This is a genomic window from Myxococcota bacterium, assembly GCA_039030075.1.
GTDB lineage: Bacteria > Myxococcota_A > UBA9160 > UBA9160 > SMWR01 > JAHEJV01.
Genome location: JBCCEW010000027.1, coordinates 38,572 through 57,486, shown reverse-complemented (window position 1 = coordinate 57,486; position 18,915 = coordinate 38,572). Strand labels below are relative to the sequence as shown.

Genomic DNA, 18,915 nt, shown 5'->3' with positions numbered 1-18,915 from the left:
AGGGGCAAGGAGTAGACGATGGCGATCTTTCAGTGGAAGGCGCGGACGCGCCAAGGCGCGCTGAAGAAGGGTGAGATCGAGGCGGTGAACGAAGCCGCCGTGATGGCACAGCTTCGCGCGCAGATGCTCCTGCCGGTGACGGTGAAGGAGAAGGCGAAGGACGTCTCCGAGTATCTTCCCTTCCTCCAGGAGGGGATCACGACCCGCGACCTGGTCATCTTCACGCGCCAGTTCGCGACGATGATCGACGCGGGCCTCCCGCTCGTGCAGTGCCTGGAGATCCTCTCGGATCAGCAGCCGAACAAGACGTTCAAGAAGATCCTCCGCGAGGTGAAGAACGACGTCGAGCAGGGTTCGACCTTTGCCGACGCGCTTCGCAAGCACCCGAAGCCCTTCGACGATCTCTTCGTCAACCTGGTCCAGGCCGGTGAGATCGGCGGTATTCTCGACACGATCCTGAACCGCCTCGCGGTCTACCTCGAGAAGGCCGACGCGCTGAAGCGGAAGGTGAAGGGCGCGATGGTCTATCCGACCACCGTCCTGGTCGTGGCGATCGCCGTGGTTGCCGGCATGCTCGTCTACGTGATCCCGACCTTCGAGAAGATGTTCGCGGACTTCGGCGGCGAGCTTCCCGGTCCCACTCAGGTCGTCGTGAATCTCTCGCACTTCATGCAGGAGTGGATCGGCCTCTTCCTGATCTCGATCATCACGGTGATCATTGCCTTCCTGAGCGCTCGCAAGCGGAACGAGAAGTTCCGTCGGACGACGGACGGCTTGTTCTTGAAGGCGCCGGTTTTCGGGTCGCTGCTCCAGAAGGTGGCGGTGGCACGCTTCACCCGGACCCTCGGCACGATGATCGCTTCGGGTGTCCCGATTCTCGACGGCCTCGACATCGTCGCGCGGACCGCCGGCAACATGGTGATCGAGGATGCCCTGCGCGACGTGCGGGCCGCCATTGCGGAAGGCAAGACGATCGCGGAGCCGCTCGCCGAGTCGGACGTCTTCCCGGGGATGGTGACCCAGATGATCGCGGTCGGTGAGGAAACCGGTGCGATGGAGACGATGCTCTCGAAGATCGCCGACTTCTACGACGAAGAGGTCGATACGGCGGTGGACGCACTGACCTCGATGCTCGAGCCGTTGATGATGGTGTTCCTCGGTGGCTCCGTCGGTGGTCTCCTGATTGCCATGTACCTCCCGATCTTCAAGATCGCCGAGACGATCGGCTAGTCGCTCGTTCTGGGCGCGCTCCGGACGGACAGGGGAGGGGGCTTCCCGTGATCTCACGGGTTCGCGAGCACCGGCAGGGCCAGGTCGAACGCCTGCTGCTGGTGTTGATGGGAGCGAGGCTCGCGCTCGCTCTCGCGAGCCTCGGGATCGGGCTGATCCTCGACTTCATCAGCGGGGCCGAGAACCACGCCACGTCGTGGCCGGGCTTCTACGTCACGGTCGCCCTGTGCTTCGTGGCGACGCTGGTGTACCGGCCCTTCGTCGGGGCGATCCGCCGTCCTCACCGCTTCGGCGCCATCAACGTGGCGACCGACCTCGCGCTGGTCTCGGCGCTGGTGCTCTTCTCTGGTGGGAAGGACTCCGTCTTCACCTTCCTCTACGTGGCCGTCGGCCTGTACTCGGGGGTGCTCTTCCCGGGGCTCGGGGCGCTGCTGTGCAGTGCGGTCGGCTCCGCGACCTATGGGCTGGTGCTGGCGATCGGGGCCTTCGGCTGGTTGGGGCCCGGGGTGGGCTCCGCCCCGCCGAGCGTGTTGCTCACCAGCTGGCTGGTGCTGTCGTCGGGTCTCTTCGCCGCCGGGGGGCTCGCCGGGTTCCTGGCCCGGGAGCTCGTGCGCGCGGGTCGCGCCCTCGATGAACGCACCGAGGATCTGCTCCAGCTCCGTACACTCCATCAGCACACGGTGGAGAGCCTGAAGAGTGGCTTGCTGACGACGGATCTCACGGGCCATGTGACCTCCTTCAATCAGGAGGCCCAGCGCATCACCGGGCTGTCGCGATCCCAGGCGCTGGGGCGTGTCGTCGACGAGATCCTGCCCGGACTCGAAGCGCTCCGTTGTGTGCAGAGCGAAGGCGGCGCGCTCTCGCGATCGCGGATGCGTTTCGCCGGCCAGGAGGGGCGCGAGCTGCATCTCGGGCTGGCGACCTACGTGCTCCGCGACGGCGGCGGCGAGGCCCGGGGCGAGGTGGTGATCTTCCAGGACGTCACCGACGTCGTCGCAATGGAGCAGGAGCTGCGCCGTTCCGAGCGGCTGGCTGCGGTGGGTGAGCTGTCCGCGAGCATCGCCCACGAGGTGCGCAATCCGCTCGCCGCGATCTCGGGATCGATCCAGATGATGCACGCCCAGACACCGGCCGTGGGCGCGGGCGCCGAGTCGAAGCGTCTGATGGAGATCGTGGTGCGCGAGGTCGACCGTCTCGACGGGCTGATCAGCGACTTCCTGCAGTTTGCGCGGCCCGGCGAGACGCGCCGGGAATGGGTGCTGGTCACCGAGGTCTTCGACGGCGTTCTCGACATGCTCGAGGCGTCGGCCCTCGAAGGCATCGAGGTGGAGTGCGACGTGGCGGATGGGCTGGAGGTCGATGCCGACCCGGCCCAGCTGCGGCAGGTGCTCTGGAACCTGGTGAACAACGCGATCCAGGCGATGCCCGACGGAGGCTGCGTCCGGATCGAGGCCCGGCCGGGTCGGGACGAGGCTCAAGAGGAAGGCGAAGATCGCCGATCCAATCCCCAGGGGAAGCCCCACTCGGTGGAGATCTGCGTCCTCGATCAGGGCGTGGGCGTGCCGCCGGAAGTCGCGGAGCACATGTTCGATCCCTTCTACACCACGAAGCCGCGCGGGACCGGGCTCGGTCTCGCCACGGTCCACCGGGTGATCCAGGAGCACCGCGGCGTGATCCGGGTGACCCAGGGGCCGTCGGGCTTCGCCACGAAGGTGGAGATTCGACTGCCCTGCGGAGAGGGAGCGCTGGCGTGAGCACCCGAGGAGCCGTTCTCGTCGTCGACGACGAGCCGTCGATGCAGGAGTTCCTCGAGATCTTCCTGCGCAGCGAGGGCTACGCCGCCGTCACCGCCAAGGACGTCGACGCGGCGCGCGCGCATCTCGAGCACGACGATTTCGATCTGGTGATCACCGATCTCCAGATGCCCGGCGCGAGTGGCCTCGACCTGCTTCGCCACATCCAATCGCGAGAATCGGGAGAGACCGAGACGATGGTCGTCGTGATGACGGCTTTCGCGAGCACCGAGACCGCGATCGAGGCGATGAAGGAAGGGGCGTACGACTACATCACGAAGCCGTTCAAGGTCGACGAGATCCGCATCGTCGTCGAGAAGGCGATCGAGAAGAAGGCGCTCTCCTCGGAGAACCGCCGGTTGCGAAGCGAGCTGCAGACCCACGTGCGCGATCGGAACCTGATCGGCACGAGTCGCCCGATGCAGCGTGTGCTCGAGCTGATCGGCCAGGTCGCCACGACCCGAGCCAACGTGCTGATCACCGGCGAGAGCGGCACCGGTAAGGAGATCGTCGCGCGTTCGATCCACGACCACGGTGAGCGGCGTGACAGCCCCTTCGTCGCGGTGAACTGCGGCGCGATCCCCGAGAACCTGCTCGAGTCCGAGCTCTTCGGGCACGTGAAGGGCGCCTTCACGGGTGCGGTGCAGAACAAGCCGGGGCTCTTCGAGTCGGCGGCTTCGGGCACGGTCTTCCTCGACGAGATCGCGGAGCTCTCGCTGCCACTCCAGGTAAAGCTGCTGCGCGTGCTTCAGGAGCGGACCTTCCGTCGTGTGGGCGGGACCTCGGACATCCAGTTCGAGGCCCGGATCGTCGCCGCCACGAACCGCCGCCTGGAACAGGAAGTCTCGGAAGGTCGCTTCCGTGACGACCTCTACTACCGCCTGAACGTGATCGAGGTCGAGCTTCCCGCGTTGCGCGAACGCCGAGAGGACGTGCCGCTGTTGGTGGCCCACTTCGTGGAGAAGTACAGCCAGGAGTTCGGCGCGGGGGCGAAGCGCTTGGGTCCGGCGGCGATGGAGCGGCTGGCGAACTACGAGTTCCCGGGGAACGTCCGGGAACTCGAGAACATCGTCGAGCGCGCGGTCGCCTTGTCCCGGGAGGACGAGATCGGCGTGGACGTGCTCCCGCCGACGGTGGTCCGCACGCAGTCCACCCCGCGTCGCGAGCGGATTCCCGACGAGGGCTTCCAGCTCGAAGAGGTCCTCGCCGACTTCGAACGGGGTCTGTTGCGCGAGGCGCTCGAGCAGTCGGGTGGCGTGAAGAAGAAGGCGGCCCAACGGCTGGGGATCTCCTTCCGGTCCTTCCGCTATCGCCTCGAGAAGCTCGGACTCGACGACCCCGAACCCGGGAGCTGACCCGTGGGCTGGCGCACCGGGCCGCCCCGCCTGCGAGGCCTCCAGGCCGAGCTGCTGATCGGGCTCGGCCTCGTCATGGCCACCGCGACGAGCTTGCTCGTGTCGCTCGGGCTGCGGATCCAGAGCGACCAGCTCGAGCAGCTGCGCCCGCTCGCCGCCCAGTCGCTGGTGAAGGCGGCGGACGCACCGCTCGGACTCAAGCTGGGACCGCCGGGCAGTGACTGGTGGCTGGTGCGTCCGGACGGGACGGTCCAGCCGCGCGCCACCGATCAAACCATCGATGCCGCATCGCTCGAGATCGCGGCCGCGGCGCGCGACGAGAACGCGCCTCTGCTGGCCTCGGGCGCGCCGTGGGAGCCCGTGCGCTTCGCCGTCCCCGAGAGCCGAGGCGTCTCGGTCATGCGGCTACCGCCCGCCGCGCCACCGCTCCTGCTCGCCGGGCTGGCGCTCGGCTCGGTGACCGTCTTCACGGCCTTCGGGGTCACGGTCCTGCGCGGCCGCGTCGTGGGTCCTCTGCAACGCCTGGCTGGCGCAGTGCGCGCGGTGGGTGAGGGGAGCCTGGAGGAACGCGTGCCCGAAGAAGGGGTGGCCGAGACCGCGGACGTCGCGCGTGCGTTCAACCAGATGGCCGAGGCGCTCGAGGCCCGCACCGAGGCGTTGCAGAAGGCGGTTGCCGATCTGCGCGAGAGCAACCAGAGCCTGCGCACCGCACGAGACGGTCTGGATCGTGCGGAGCGCCTCGCGGCGGTGGGTCGTCTCGCGTCGGGTGTCGCCCATGAAGTGGGCAACCCGATGGGAGCGTTGCTGGCGTATCTCGATCTGGTCGGGCGTGACCCCGCGCTGGAGGACGCCACCCGATCCCACTTGGCGAAGGCCCAGCGCGAGGGGGCGCGCGTCCGCTCGATCCTGCGCGAGCTGCTCGACTTCTCGCGGCCCGCCCGTGGTGATCAGGGTCCGGTCGACGTGGCGGCGCTCGTGGCAGAGGTCGTCGATCTGGTGTCGGCCCAGCGTCGCTACTCCGGTATCGCGCTCGAAGTCGAGGTTCGACCCGAGGCTCCGCAGGCCTATGCCGACCGCAGCGCAGTGGTGCAGGCCGTACTGAACCTGGTGGTGAACGCCGCCGACGCGGTGGATCCCACCTCGGGACGGGTTGCCATTCGGGTGGGGCCGGCTCCTGCGCGGGTCCGTGCGGGGGAAGACGCGGCGGCGGCCGAGGGCCGCACGCGCTTCGATGCGGTCGAGGTCCGGGTCGAGGACGATGGTCCGGGAATCGCGTCCGAGGACCTGGAACGGATCTTCGACCCGTTCTTCACGACCAAGGATCCGGGGGATGGCACGGGCCTCGGACTCTCGAACGCCCTGCGCGTCGCAGAACAACAGGAAGGACACCTGTCGCTCGAGCCGCCGGGTGCGCTCGGTGGGGCCGTCTTCGCCCTGCGCCTCCCATCGGTGGCTGCGCGGTCCGGGCGCGGCGTCCGAAACGCCGACGCGGGGTAGCGCGGGACGCCCGCAGACGTCCCGCGCGAAGGCCCGCGTTACTCGTTCGAGGCCGGCGGGGTGTTCGCCAGCTCGTCGAGGTCTTCGAAGTTCAGCGTGACGAGGAAGGACTGGGTCGCCATGCCCCCGTTCGCGTCGCTGACCTCGATCCGGACCGGGTGCTTCCCGGCCTGTGATTCGGTCGGCGTCCAGCGCACGGTCCCGTCGACGATGTCGATCTCCATCCCGAGCGGCCCCTTCGCCAGGCGGTAGCGGAACTTCTGATCGCCGTCGGGGTCGCTCACCTCGAGCGGATAGATGAAGCGGCCCTCGTCGTCGAAGGCGCCCGGCGTCGAGGTGATCACCGGGTTCGAGTTCACGACCGGGATCGGGGCGCTGCGAATCTCGTTGCTCTCGTCGTTCCCGTCCGAGGCGGTCACGGTCACGACGATCGAGTCGCCGCGCTCGAAGAGCTCTGACGACAAGACATCGCTCTCGGTCCACACCGTCTCGCCGTTCACGTCCCAGCGATAGGTGTACTCGAGCGGGTCGTCGTCCTGATCCGTTGCCTGGGGCCGGGCGGTCACGTCACTCCCCGCGGAGACCCGCTCCTCGGGGTCGAGCCGTAGGGCATGGAGGGTCGGCGCCGAGTTCCCGATGCGGACCGAGTCGGTGACAGCCGGGCTGCGGTCGATCCCGTCGTAGGCCATCACCGAGACGCGGATCGTCTGGCCCTTCCCGACGTTGCCCTCGATGTGATAGCTGGACTCGGTCGACGCCGCGCGCACCTCGTTCACGAACCACTCGTACTCGTAGCGGAGCTGCTGGTTCTCCGGGTCGCTGGCCTGGATCTCCACCGTCAGGCGTTCGCCGGGCTGGGGCGAACTCGGAGAGAGCTCCACCCGGGTGATGGCGGGCGCCGAGTTCGTGGCATTGGTGGTGGCCTGCTCGACGGGCTGGGTGGCGGCGTCCATCGACGCTCCCGTCGTGGCGGAGTCGTCGCCGCCGCCACACGCAGTGCAGAGGCCGAGACTCGCAAGCACGCCGAGCGTGCGCGTCATCGGTCGAATCATCTTGGTTCTCCCCTCGCTCCCGGATCCGGGAGCCACAAAATCGTTCGGAGACGTCCCTCAGGACGTCTCGAGTTCCGGTTCTGCCTGTGCGCGCGGCCGATCGAGCCGTTCACGGGCTCCGTGATGGGTTCGTGGTTCGCTTCGGGGGGGTCAATTGAAGGAGTGGCAGCGTCCGGCCGTCGCCTGGACGCGCGCAGTGGCGCCGCCGGGAGCAGTACCCTCGCTCTGGATGTTCCAGACCGTGTAGAAGAAGCTCAGCTCGAGGCTGGTGTCTTCGATGCACGGCTCGGCCGCGGCCAGCATGCAGATCTGGTTCGGAGCCGTCGAGTCGGGTCCGTACGACGAGTTGTTGGGGAGTGTCGCTACGGGCACGGTCCCGGTGAGGCAGTCGCCCGGCGTCAGAGCCGACGTGGTGACCTCGGTGCGAAGCACGTCCAGGGTGCTGGCGACGCCGGCGTCGGCCGCATAGAGGGCCGTCTGAGAGAGGCTGGTATTGCCCGCGACCTGGCGATCGCGCATGACGGTGTCCATCGACGCGAAACCGATGATGCCCATCAGGGCGAGCATCATGACCGCGACCAGAAGGGCGGCGCCGCCTTCACGACGCGAGCGCGGGTGCGCGTGTTCCATGGCGTTCCTCACTTCTAGAGATTCCGGAGGCGGATCGTGGCGGTGTGGACCCGACGCCTGCGGCCGTCCGGGCCCGGCGGGTTGACCCGGTTCTCACGGACCTGACCGGTGCCCGCCGAGGTGGTGTTGGTCGGGTCGTTCTCCGCCGTGCGGACGATCAGGTTGAAGCGGATCTCGCGGAGCAGGGCAGGGTCGGCATTCGTGCCGCCACCGCCGATATCGTCCGCCGTGTAGTTGGGCTCGGTTCCGCCAGCGCCCAGGTCCTCGTTCGCATCGACCTGGCCGTCCTCGTCGAGGTCGTAGAACCAGGCCAGCTGGAGGTCCTCGACGTTGCGGGCCATCACGACTCCGTTGCGCTCGAGGGCGTTGCCGTTGATGCGATAGACGTGCGCGGGCACGAACGCCCAGTTGCCCGAAGTCGCAGGCGTGCCCGGGCTCAGCTTGTTGACGGTGATCCGATCGTTGGCGGTGTCCACCGCGGTCACGATGCCGCAGTGCACGCCGCGGTCCGGGTTGTCGAGGTCGGTGAAGATGACGCCGCCATTGACCTGGAAGTCACTGTCTGCACCCACCGTGGCGTCGGTGTCGTAGGTGACCTGGTCGTCGACGGCGAGTTCGCCGAGGTTGATGTTCTGAGGACCCGACCAGCTGCCCGGAATCGTCGAGAGCGCGATGTTGTTCGAACCGCCCGCCAGCTCGCTCGGCAGGGTGTCGGCGGTGCGGATCGCGTCCGAATCGCTGACGAAGAGCGTGTCGGGCGCGGCTGCGAGATCGACCCCGCAGGCGGCGGCGCCCGGAGGCACCATGTAGCCCGCATTGCGGATGTCCCGCTCCACGAGGCTCGCGATGGCCAGCGTGTTCTGGTGGGCTTCCGAGACGTTCTCGATCACCACGTAGGTGTTGCGGTTCGCCGTGAAGGTGCCCAGCGTGTAGACGAGCACGAACCCCATGGCGGCGATCGCGATGAGGAGCTCGACGAGGGTAAAGCCGCGTCGCTGGCTGGAATGGCTCAGCACGTGGCACCTCCCCAGTCGTAGCGGCGGGTCGCGAGGACGACCTGCTTGCCGGCGGGGAAGTTCTCCTCGGTCCAGTTCACCTGGATCTCGACGTCGCGGACACAGGCCGTGCCGCCGATCGCGCTCACGCGCCACTGGATGCCGTAGCTGTGCTCGGTGCTGGTGCCGCCAGCGGGGTTGTCGACCAGGTTGTTCCAGGTGGGCGGTGCGGATGCCCAGGCCGGATTCTGCCAGCCGGCTCCCACCGCCGGCGTCAGCACGGCCCAGGGAATGCGATGCACCTGCTCGATATAGGTACGCGCGACGGCGGCGGCGTCGCCGGTGTGGCGGCCGGCCCGGCCCTGGGTGAGGGCGTGGACCTGCATGAGGGCGAGGCCGAGCAGGCCGAACGACAGGATGCCGATGGCGATCACGACCTCGAGGAGGGAGAAGCCGCCCGAGCGGCGTCGACGGTGACGGTGAGCAGTCGGCTGCATCAGTTGCTCCAAGCAGACGCGTTCGGGTCCCACTTGTGGACCCGCGCGGTTCCGAGGGGTCGAAGGACCACCGCGTAGTCGCGGTTGTTGTTCGTGAGGTAGATACCGCCGCCGCCCTGACCGGCCGTGCCGATCGCGGTGCAGGCGCCTCCGCTCGCGGTGAACGTGCGCGGGATGCCGTCGGCCTGGAAGAGGATCCAGCTCGCCGTGTTGGCGCCGCCCGCATCGGAGAAGGTCCAGCCGGTGGCTACGTTGGCGGGGAGTGCGCCGGCGTCGTCGGGACCGAGGGTACCGTTCGCGGCTCCCGTCGAGGTGCCCCAGTTCACGCCCTGAGCGGCAGCGACGAAGTGGACCACTTCGTTCGCGTCGATCGTGCAGTTCGCGGTCGTCTGGGGCCCGTCGTTCACGACGACGATCGGTTCGGTGGCGCTGAGCGCCATTCCGAAGATGAGCAGGTGATTGTCGCCCGTGCGGATCGCCTCGGAACGGGCGAGGTTGAATGCATCCGACACCGAACGGGCCGCGGACTTGACCCGCTCGTCGTCACTCCAGCGTAGGAAGTTGGGAACCGCCAATGCCGTGACGAACGCGATGATCGCCGCCACGATCACGAGTTCGACAATCGACAGTCCGGCCTGGCGCTTCCTGGCGAGATCGCTGCGCATGTCGCTACCTCTTCGCAAGCTCTATACCAACCGACGTTGAATCGGTTTCCGGCCGCCGCGGCTTGAGGTTCGTCGGGCACTTGCGTATGCGCCCGACGGGCTCGAATCCGCAAGAAACGGCGAGCCGCGCAAGTTCTTGCGAGGAGCGGCGCGGTCGCGGCGCGAGCGGCTAGTCGCCGATGCCGTATTCCTTGATTTTGTAGAGCAGCGCGCGATGGCTGATCTCGAGGAGGCGGGCCGCATGGGTGCGGTTGCCGCCGGTCGCGTCGAGCGCGCGCAGGATCAGATCGGCTTCGAAACGCTTGCGGGCGCGCTTGAGGCCGAAGTCGCGGGGGCTGTCACCCACCGACGCCTCCTCGCGCCGCACGACGTTCTCGGGAAGCTGGCCGGGCGTCACTCCGTCGTCGTCCGCCAGGATGACGGCGCGCTCCAGCACGTTCTCGAGCTCGCGGACGTTTCCAGGCCAGTGGTAGCCGACGAGCTGGGTGAGTGCCTCGTCCGAGACTCCGCGCAGGTCGCGGCCGAGGTTCTGACAGGCCTTCGCGAAGAAGTGATCCACCAGGAGCGGGATGTCCTGGGGTCGGTCGCGAAGGGCAGGGACTTCGAGCTGGACCACGTTGAGCCGGTAGTAGAGGTCCTCGCGGAAGCTGCCTTCTCGGACCATGTCTTCGAGGTCGCGGGCCGTGGCCGCGATGACCCGCACGTCGACCTGTGAGGCCTTGGAGCTGCCCACGGGCCGCACTTCCTCTTCCTGAAGGACGCGCAGGAGCTTGACCTGGAGCGCCAGCGGGAGCTCGGCGATCTCGTCCAGGAAGAGGGTGCCCTGGTGGGCTTCCGAAAAGAGGCCCCGACGGGCGCGGTCTGCGCCGGTGAAGGCCCCCTTCGTGTGTCCGAAGAGCTCGCTCTCGAGCAGATTCTCGGGGATGGCCCCGCAGTTGACGGCGACGAAGGCCTCCTCGCGCCGTGGAGACTGGGCGTGGATCGCACGCGCCAACACTTCCTTGCCCGTCCCGCTCTCGCCGAGAAGCAGGACCGTGGTCTTGTAGGCCGCGGTCCGCTCCATGACCTCCAGGAGGTCGATCATCACGGGTGAGGCGGCCACGATGGGCCGCTCGCCCATCACGCGTTCCACGTCGCGCTGCAGGACGGCGGCGCGTCGGCGCAGCTGCTCGCGGTGTTCCGCCTTCCGAAGCGTGAGCAGTGCTTCGCTCGGCTGGAAGGGCTTCGCGAGATAGTCGTAGGCGCCGCGTTGCATCGCCTCGAGGGCGAGCTCCTCGGTGCCGTAGGCCGACATCATCACCAGCGTCGATTCGGGGAGACGGCGCGCCAGGAGAGGGAGCAGCTCCATCCCGTCCATGCCGGGCATCCGCAGATCGCAGAGCACGATGTCGAAGGCCGCCTCTTCGATGGCCTCGAGTGCGGCCTCGGCATGAGGGGCGCAGCTGACTTCGTAGCCTTCGGCTGCGAGGACCAGCTGCAGGCTTTCCCGCAGTGCCTCGTCGTCATCGATGATCAGCAGGCGCCCACGCACGCTCCCGATATCGGAAGAATGCGGCCCAAGCGTGAGCGGATCGGGCTCTCGCATAGGCAACGATTCCGCTCCACCTCGACCTCTCCGAAACGCCGCAACCCCCGCGCACGCACAACGCAAATCCGCCGCAGTACGGAGGCAGCGTTACCTCAAGTCACGGAAACCGGTCGCCGATATCTGCCAGGTCGCTCCTGTTGGACCTGAACGTCGACTGCAGCTGCTGGGGGGAGAGAGTGCCGAGCAACAACGTACAGCGGTTTCGCGAAGCTCTGATGATGAGCAAGGCGGAACTCGCGCGCAAGGCGGGGCTGTCCACCTTGACGATCGATCGAGTCGAAGCGGGCCGTCCGTGCCGCCTCGATACCAAGCGGAAGGTGCTCGTCGCACTCGGGCTCCGCGTCAGTGACAAGGATCGCGTGTTTGGTGTCACGGACGAGTTGGTCCAGAGCAGCGTGACGATGACGACGGGACGCACTTCCTGAGGCCCATCGCCTCACGGGGGAACGAACGTGAAACTCAGCTTTCCCAGCTTCAGTAGCCAGTCGATCGTGGGACTCGATGTCGGGTCGTCCACGATCAAGGCGGTCGAGCTAACGCAGAAGGGTCGCTCGGGTAGCTTCGAGCTCTCGGCCCTCGGCGTCGCCGACCTGCCCTCCGAAGCGATCGTTCAGGGGGCCTTCCTGAACGCGAGCGCGATCACCGAGTCCATCCAGGAAGCGATGGAGAACGGAAAGATCCGCACGAAGAACGTCGCCGCGGCGGTGTCGGGCCACTCGGTCATCGTGAAGAAGGTCAGCCTGCCTTCCATGACCCGGGACGAACTCGACGAGCAGATCCGCTGGGAGGCCGAGCAGTACATCCCGTTCGACGTGAACGAGGTCAACCTCGACTTCCAGATCCTCGAAGGCGCAAGCGATGAGGGGCAGATGGAAGTGCTGCTCGTCGCCGCGAAGAAGGATCTCATCGACGACTACGTACAGGTGATCAGTGAGGCCGGGCTCGTGCCGGTGGCCATCGACGTCGCCGCCTTCGCGGTCGAGAACGCCTTCGAGGCGAACTACGAACCCGCGGGTGAGACGGTCGCGCTGGTGAACATCGGGGCCCAGGTCGTGAACATCAACATCGTCTCGAACGGTGTTCCCTGCTTCACGCGTGACATCACGACGGCGGGCAACCAGTACACCGAAGAGATCCAGAAGGCGCTGTCCATCTCCTTCCAGGAGGCCGAGCGGATCAAGCTCGGTGGTCGCGGATCGGAGAGCCAGGACGTCGTGCCGCAGGAAGTCGAGCGGGCGATCCAGTCGGTGACCGAGACGGTGATCGGCGAGATCAGCCGTTCGCTCGATTTCTACGGTGCTACGAGCGCCGACAGCCGCATCGAGAAGGTGTTCCTCTCGGGCGGTGCCGCGAAGGTCTCCGGCTTCCCGGACGCCTTCCGTGAGCGGACCGGCCTTCCGGTGGAGGTGCTCAACCCCCTCCAGCGGATGCTGCCCAGCAACAAGTTCGAGCCGGAGTATCTCGAGGATGTGGCACCTGCACTCAGCGTCGGCGTTGGCCTCGCGCTGCGTGACCCGGAGGCGTGATGATTCAGATCAACCTTCTTCCGGTACGTGAGGCGAAGCGTGCTGCCGACCTGCGGCAGCACGTCACGCAACTCGCGATCACGCTGCTCCTGGTCGCAGTGACCATCTGGTACGTCCACGATCGGATCACGGATCAGATCTCCGTGGCCGAGCAGCGCGTCGCCCAGATGGAAGCGGACATCGAGAAGTTCAAGCCCCAGCTCCAGCAAGTGGAGGCCTTCCGCAAGAAGAAGGCGTCCCTCGAGCGCAAGATCGACATCATCGAAGGTCTCGATCGCGCGCGGCAGGGTCCGGTGCGGGTCATGGACGAGCTCGCCACCCACACGCCCGAGCGCCTCTGGCTCGACAACGTGGAGACCAAGGGCACGACGATCAGCCTGTCGGGGCGCAGCCTCGACAACGAGCTGGTGGCCGTCTTCCTCGGTTCGCTGGGTGACTCGCCCTACTTCTCGGACGTCGATCTCGACAGCACCGAGCTGGCGAAGGGCCCGGACGGGCTGAAGGTCGTCAAGTTCAAGATCCAGGCTTCGGTGGTCACGCCGCCGAAGAATGCCCAGAGCTGATCGGAGCGTCCCATGGAACTTTCACCGGAACTCCAGAGTCGTCTCGAGCAGGTCGCGAAGCTCCCGAAGGGGGCCCGCATCGGCATCCTTTTCGGGATCGTTGCCGCGATCTGTGCGGGCTACTACTTCAGCATCTATGAGGCCGAGAACGAGCGTCTGAAGACGCTCCAGGCCAAGGAGATGGAGCTTCAGCGCAAGCTCTCCGAGGTACGCTCGATCGCCGCGAACATCTCCGCTTTCGAGGCGGAGATCACGGAACTCGAGGTGCAGCTCGCAGCCGCGCTCCGCCAGCTGCCGAACCAGAAGCAGCTGGAAGTGCTCCTCGCGGACATCAGCAACCTCGGCAAGACGGCGGGGATCGAGATCAAGTCGTTCAAGCGTAAGAACGAGGTGGTCCACGACTTCTACGCCGAGGTGCCGATCGCGATCAAGCTCGAGGGCAACTATCACGAGGTTGCCCGCTTCTTCGACCTGATCGCGAAGCTGCCCCGGATCGTGAACATGGGCGCGATCAAGATGAAGGTCGCGAACGAATCCGAAGTGGAGACGCGGTTGACGGTGAATGGCACCGCGACGACGTTCCGCTTCGTGGGCCAAGGCTGAGGCGAATCATGATGATGCGCAAGAGTCGACGCGTCGGAGGGGTGGGGTCGGCCATCGTGAGCGTGATGCTCGCGACGTCGCTCGGGTGCTCGAACGAGGTTTCGGGTCCGACGACGACCGACTTCGCAAAGGAACGCGAAGAGAGTGCGAAGCGCGCGGCGCTGGCCGAGAAGGCCCGAGCCGGTAGCGCTGCGGCGAAGGCGGCTGTTGCACAGCGGCCGAAGCCGGTCGAGAGGAAGCCTGCGACGGCCCCCAGTGCGGTGACGTCGGTGGCACTGATCGACAACGGATACACCTATGACTCCACCGGGAAGCGGGACCCGTTCCGCAGCTTCACCTGGGATCGACCCGATCGCCTGGTGCCCCTGGCGGAGGCTGGACCCCTCGAGCAGTTCGATCTGACGCAGCTCGAGGTGGTGGCCGTGGTGTGGCGTACCGGGAATGCCCGGGCGCTGCTCGAGGATCCGTCGGGTGAGAGTTACATCGTTGGCGAGGGCGCCAAGGTGGGCAAGAACAAAGGTCACGTGATCTCGATCGATGACAACACGGTCGTGGTCAAGGAGACCTACGTCGATTACCTCGGTCAGGAGACGACCAAGGACATCGAGATGCGCATGCGTCGGAACGAAGGGGGATGATTTCGATGCTGGAGTGGAAGACTTTGAAGTTCCAGGTGGCTGTTGCGGCTGCGCTTTGTGGCGTACTCGCGATGGGTGCGTGCGCGAGCTCGAGTGCTCCGCCGACCGACACCGCGGCTGTAACGAACGAGGTGGTCGACGTGATGGTCGATGCCTCGGTCGAGGGGTCGACGGTGACCGTGATCGGGCCGGTGCAGCCGATCTTCACGGCGTTCCAGGATGGGGACGACCGGTTGATCGTAGATCTCGCGAGTGTGTCCGTGGGTAACCTCGAGGGGTCGATCCCGGTCGGTGACGGCCTGATCGAGAGCGTCGAGGTGGAAGAGCATTCGGGAGCCGGCGCTGGCACGATGACGCGCCTGGCGATCGCGCTCACCGGTCCCGCCGACTACGAGATTCAGGCCAACGAGGTCGGTCTCGAGATCGACGTGATGCCTCTCGACGCGATGGCGGACGCCTCGGGCGATGACGCTACCGGTTGGGAGGACGACGCCGCGGAAGAAGATCCGTGGGCCGCCGAGACCGAGGAAGACGCGGTGGCGGACGCCGAGACGGGTTGGGACGGTGACGAGGCCCAGGCCTCGGTGGCCGCCGCGACCGTGCTCTCGGGTGTCGACGCCAGCGCGGTGGGCGAGGGCTCGCTCATTCACCTGATGGCGAACGGCAGTGTCGAAACCGCCGTGACCTTCACGCTCGAAGATCCGGCTCGCCTGGTGCTCGATCTCCCTGAGCTGCAGAGCGAGGTGAAGGGTCAGCAGGTCGAGGTCGGCTCCGCGCAGGTCAGTCGCGTGCGGGTCGGTGCTCACGCCGACAAGGTGCGTGTGGTCGTGGACGGTGGGTCCGCGGACGCTCCCTTCGATGGTCGCCGGGTGATTCCGGTGCCCACCGGCCTGGTCGTGGCGCTCGGTGAGGGCGCCATGCTCGAGGACAAGGTGGCGAGCCTGATGGGTGCAGCGGCCCCGGTCGTGGCCGACACGATGGAGGCCCTCGACGAGGAGCTGCCGGTCGAGACCGTGGAGTCGGAGGTGGCCGAGACGGTCGCCGAGGTCACCCCGGATTCGGACGACGAGGCTTGGGCCGCGGAGACCGAGACCGAGACGGCTTGGGAAGAGACCGAGACCGAAGCCTGGGAGACCTCGGACGAGGCGCCCCTGGCCGAGACCACGCCTGACGAGACGCTTGCCGCGAACAGTGGCAGCGGTCCGGTCACGATCTACGGGGTCGAGTACGACGCCCAGGACGAGACCGATCGGGTCATGATCATGGGCGAGTCGGCCGTCGACTACCTGGTGTTCGAGCCCGAGCCCGAGACCGTGATCCTGAGCATCTCGAGCGCGAAGATCTCGCCGGATGCCGCCGTGCGGATCGCTCCCGAGAACCCGGGTGCGGTGTCGCTGGTGACGGCCTTCGATCAGCCCGACGTCGAGACGCCCGAAGTGCGGATCGTCGTGAAGCGGGCGGCGAACCTGAAGCCCACGGTGACGCGCCGCGGTTCGGTCCTGATCATGGACTTCCCGCGGTCGGGTGGTCTGGCGGCGACGCCGCCGGCCTACCAGGACACCCAGGTGGCCCAGGTTCCGAGTTCGGCTCCGGCGCTCGGTAGCGACTCGGTCGTGACCGCGCCTGCGCCGCTCACGGCTCCGGCTGCCATCGCGCCGCCCGAAGCGGGCCTCGAGATCGCGGGGCTGCCCGCGGACGCTGCGAACGGCGCCCCGCCGGCCGCGATCGAGATCCTGAACGAAGGCAGCCTGATGGACGGCAAGGAATACGCCGGCCGTCGCATCTCCCTCGACTTCAAGGAAGTCGACATCGCCGACGTGCTCCGCCTGATCGCCGAGGTCTCCGACCTCAACGTGATCGCCGGTGACGAGGTGAAGGGGAAGGTCACGATTCGACTCGTGGACGTTCCCTGGGACCAGGCACTGGACGTGATCCTGCTGACGAAGGGCCTCGGCTTCGCCCGGATCGGTAACGTGCTCCGCATCGCTGCGGCGGACGTACTGGCCCAGGAAGAGGAGCTGCGGCTTCAGGAGCGTCGCGCGAAGGAGAAGCTGGAGGACCTCGTGGTCAAGCTCCAGCCGGTCAACTACGCGGACGTTGCCGACGTGTCCCGCATGGTCAAGGAGCTGTTGACCCCGCGCGGTTCGGTGAACACCGACACGCGGACCAACACCCTGATCATCAAGGACATCGCGTCGGTGATCGACGAGGCGACGGCGCTCGTGAAGGCCGTCGACACGATGACGCCGCAGGTGATGATCGAAGCGAAGATCGTCGAGGCCAGCCTCGACTTCTCGCGCGAGCTCGGTAGCCGTTGGACCTTCGGGGCAAACCCGGCCACCGAGTCCACGCTCGGTACCCGGGACTACGTGTTCCAGCAGGGTGACGATGACGGCATCGCCGACGGCCTGGGCAACCAGGTGGTGTTCGGGAACCCGATCACCGCCGGCCCGACCGGCCTGTTGGGCCTCGCGGCCTCGGTCCTCGACCAGAAGTTCAACTTCGAAGTCGAGCTCCAGGCAGCCGAGGTCAACGGTGACGGCAAGGTCATCTCGAGCCCGCGCATCGTCACGCTGGACAACAGCACGGCCAACATCGAACAGGGTGTGTCGATTCCGTTCCAGACCTTCGAGAACGGTGACGCCCAGCTCGAGTTCGTCGACGCGGTGCTGAAGCTCGACGTCACGCCGCACATCACGGCCGACGCCAGCATCATCATGGAGATCGAGGTCAGCCGGAACGCTCCGGACGACAGCGTCTTCACCCTGACCGGTTCTCCGGCGATCGCCAAGAACCAGGTCCAGACCGAGACGCTGGTGAAGGACGGGCAGACGCTCGTACTCGGTGGCATCTACGTGGTCGACCGCTCCGAGCGCGAGTCGCGGGTTCCGTACCTGTCGCGACTGCCCGGCCTCGGTCGGCTCTTCAAGAGCAACGAGTACAGCGACAGCCGCAAGGAGCTGTTGGTGTTCGTGAGCCCGCGCATCGTCCAGACGCCGGGCGGCGACGCCAGCTAGATCCAAGAGGCCAGGACCGACGGCGGCGGGGGTGCCCACGGGCATCTCCGCCGCTTCGCGTTTCGGGCCCGAGTACCTTTGTATACTGCCGCGCATGACGGGTGAGAAGCCGCCGGGAAAGCGGCAGGGCAGGGAGCTCGAGCGGGTCTACGTCGAGCTCGACGAGCGTTCGTACGCCGTCGAGATCGGAGCCGGCACGCTCGACGATCTGGGCGCTCGGGTGGCGGTGTGCACCGGCGCGAAGCGCGCCGTGATCCTCACCGTGCCGCCCGTCGGGCGTCGCTACGTGGGACGCGCGAAGCGGTCGTTGGCGTCCGCTGGGATCCGGGCGACCCGCATCGAAGTGCCCGATGGCGATCGCTCGAAGAACCTCCGCCAGGTCGAAAAGCTCTACCACGCCCTGCTCGAAGAGAAGGTCGACCGCAAGACCGTGCTCGTCGCCCTGGGTGGCGGCATGGTCGGAGATCTCACTGGCTTCGTGGCCGCGACCTTTCTGCGCGGCATTCCCTTCGTCCAGGTACCCACGACGGTCCTCGCGATGGTCGATTCGAGCATCGGCGGCAAGACCGGTGTGAACCTCTCCGAGGGGAAGAACCTGGTCGGCGCCTTTCATCAGCCGAAGCTCGTGGCGGTCGACATCGAGACCCTGCGGAGCCTGCCGGACCGCGAGCGCGCAGCCGGCTTCGCGGAGGTCGTGAAGAAGGCCGCGATCTGGGACGCCGAGTTCTTCGCGGCCCTGGAGCGCGATGCCGAGGCCCTGATGGACCTCGAGGAGAAGGCACTGGTTCGCGCGATCTCGCGGGCCGTCGAGATCAAGGCCGAGGTCGTGCGCCGTGACGAACGCGAGCAGGGCGTGCGCATGTTGCTCAACTTCGGGCACACGCTGGGGCACGCCATCGAAGCCTTGAAGCGCTATCGAGGGCTCCTCCACGGCGAGGCGGTGGCGATCGGCATGGTCTACGCCGCCGAACGCTCCGAGGCGCTCGATCTCTCCCCGGCCGGCACCCGTGAGCGGATCGAAGCCCTGCTCTCGCGTCTGGGCCTGCCGACCGAGCCGCCGGCCTTCGACAGAAAGGCTTATCTCGACGCCCTGGGGGTCGATAAGAAGAAACAGGACTCGCGCATCCAGTACGTGGTCCTCGAAGGCATCGGGTCGGCGAAGACCGTTCCGCTCACGCCTTCGGAGATCGCCGCGGGGCTTCCGCGGACGGTTCGGGGGCGCGGGAAGAAGGCCGTGCGGACGCGCGCGGGACGCTAGGGGGAATC

General features: G+C 67.1%; 17 protein-coding genes. 11 read left to right on the top strand and 6 right to left on the bottom strand.

All coding sequences use genetic code 11. The features are described from left to right. The first annotated feature begins 18 nt into the window (after positions 1-18). The 4 genes from AAF430_22265 to AAF430_22250 are packed head-to-tail and all read left to right on the top strand — an operon-like array spanning position 19 to position 5,875. Positions 19-1,230: a type II secretion system F family protein gene (locus AAF430_22265; GenBank protein MEM7412973.1), complete on the top strand. Its 1,212-nt coding sequence runs from the start codon at positions 19-21 to the stop codon at positions 1,228-1,230. Between the two features lie 47 nt (positions 1,231-1,277). Continuing rightward, a complete protein-coding gene (locus AAF430_22260) occupies positions 1,278-2,984 on the top strand; it encodes an ATP-binding protein (protein MEM7412972.1) in 1,707 nt (568 codons plus the stop codon). Then, positions 2,981-4,378 carry a sigma-54 dependent transcriptional regulator gene (locus tag AAF430_22255; GenBank protein MEM7412971.1) on the top strand — a complete coding sequence of 466 codons (1,398 nt, stop codon included), beginning with the start codon at positions 2,981-2,983 and terminating at the stop codon, positions 4,376-4,378. The genes AAF430_22260 and AAF430_22255 overlap by 4 nt, the downstream gene beginning before the upstream one ends. 3 nt (positions 4,379-4,381) lie before the next feature. Beyond that, complete coding sequence (locus AAF430_22250) at positions 4,382-5,875, top strand: ATP-binding protein (GenBank protein ID MEM7412970.1); 1,494 nt, start codon at positions 4,382-4,384, stop codon at positions 5,873-5,875. Positions 5,876-5,913: 38 nt separating this feature from the next. Here AAF430_22250 and AAF430_22245 read toward each other — a convergent pair whose 3' ends face one another. From AAF430_22245 to AAF430_22220, 6 genes are all read right to left on the bottom strand, one after another. Then, the gene (locus AAF430_22245; GenBank protein MEM7412969.1) at positions 5,914-6,927 is read right to left on the bottom strand and encodes a putative Ig domain-containing protein; all 1,014 of its coding nucleotides are present in this window, start codon (positions 6,925-6,927) and stop codon (positions 5,914-5,916) included. A gap of 150 nt (positions 6,928-7,077) precedes the next feature. Further along, positions 7,078-7,557: a pilus assembly PilX N-terminal domain-containing protein gene (locus AAF430_22240; protein ID MEM7412968.1), complete on the bottom strand. Its 480-nt coding sequence runs from the start codon at positions 7,555-7,557 to the stop codon at positions 7,078-7,080. A 14-nt stretch (positions 7,558-7,571) separates the two neighbouring features. Beyond that, positions 7,572-8,573, bottom strand: a complete 1,002-nt coding sequence (locus AAF430_22235; GenBank protein ID MEM7412967.1) for a PilW family protein — start codon at positions 8,571-8,573, stop codon at positions 7,572-7,574. Next, the gene (locus AAF430_22230) at positions 8,567-9,049 is read right to left on the bottom strand and encodes a prepilin-type N-terminal cleavage/methylation domain-containing protein (GenBank protein MEM7412966.1); all 483 of its coding nucleotides are present in this window, start codon (positions 9,047-9,049) and stop codon (positions 8,567-8,569) included. Before AAF430_22230 ends, AAF430_22235 begins: the two co-directional genes overlap by 7 nt. After that, entirely contained in the window at positions 9,049-9,714 is a 666-nt protein-coding gene (locus AAF430_22225; protein ID MEM7412965.1) for a hypothetical protein, read from the bottom strand. The genes AAF430_22230 and AAF430_22225 overlap by 1 nt, the downstream gene beginning before the upstream one ends. 169 nt (positions 9,715-9,883) lie before the next feature. After that, positions 9,884-11,245 carry a sigma-54 dependent transcriptional regulator gene (locus AAF430_22220; protein MEM7412964.1) on the bottom strand — a complete coding sequence of 454 codons (1,362 nt, stop codon included), beginning with the start codon at positions 11,243-11,245 and terminating at the stop codon, positions 9,884-9,886. A 233-nt stretch (positions 11,246-11,478) separates the two neighbouring features. Here AAF430_22220 and AAF430_22215 point away from each other — a divergent pair, with 233 nt between their 5' ends. From AAF430_22215 to aroB, 7 genes are all read left to right on the top strand, one after another. Continuing rightward, positions 11,479-11,727 carry a helix-turn-helix transcriptional regulator gene (locus AAF430_22215; GenBank protein ID MEM7412963.1) on the top strand — a complete coding sequence of 83 codons (249 nt, stop codon included), beginning with the start codon at positions 11,479-11,481 and terminating at the stop codon, positions 11,725-11,727. A gap of 27 nt (positions 11,728-11,754) precedes the next feature. Continuing rightward, entirely contained in the window at positions 11,755-12,828 is a 1,074-nt protein-coding gene (gene pilM, locus AAF430_22210) for a type IV pilus assembly protein PilM (GenBank protein MEM7412962.1), read from the top strand. Next, entirely contained in the window at positions 12,828-13,391 is a 564-nt protein-coding gene (locus AAF430_22205; protein MEM7412961.1) for a PilN domain-containing protein, read from the top strand. The genes pilM and AAF430_22205 overlap by 1 nt, the downstream gene beginning before the upstream one ends. Before the next feature lie 12 nt (positions 13,392-13,403). Then, positions 13,404-13,994, top strand: coding sequence for a type 4a pilus biogenesis protein PilO (locus AAF430_22200; protein ID MEM7412960.1), 591 nt, complete (start codon positions 13,404-13,406; stop codon positions 13,992-13,994). 8 nt (positions 13,995-14,002) lie between these two features. After that, positions 14,003-14,632 (top strand): pilus assembly protein PilP, encoded by a 630-nt coding sequence (locus tag AAF430_22195; GenBank protein MEM7412959.1) that lies wholly within the window; start codon positions 14,003-14,005, stop codon positions 14,630-14,632. Beyond that, positions 14,629-17,649 (top strand): type IV pilus secretin PilQ, encoded by a 3,021-nt coding sequence (gene pilQ / locus AAF430_22190; protein MEM7412958.1) that lies wholly within the window; start codon positions 14,629-14,631, stop codon positions 17,647-17,649. The genes AAF430_22195 and pilQ overlap by 4 nt, the downstream gene beginning before the upstream one ends. A 94-nt stretch (positions 17,650-17,743) precedes the next feature. Next, positions 17,744-18,907: a 3-dehydroquinate synthase gene (aroB, locus tag AAF430_22185; GenBank protein ID MEM7412957.1), complete on the top strand. Its 1,164-nt coding sequence runs from the start codon at positions 17,744-17,746 to the stop codon at positions 18,905-18,907. The last annotated feature ends 8 nt before the right edge of the window (positions 18,908-18,915 follow it).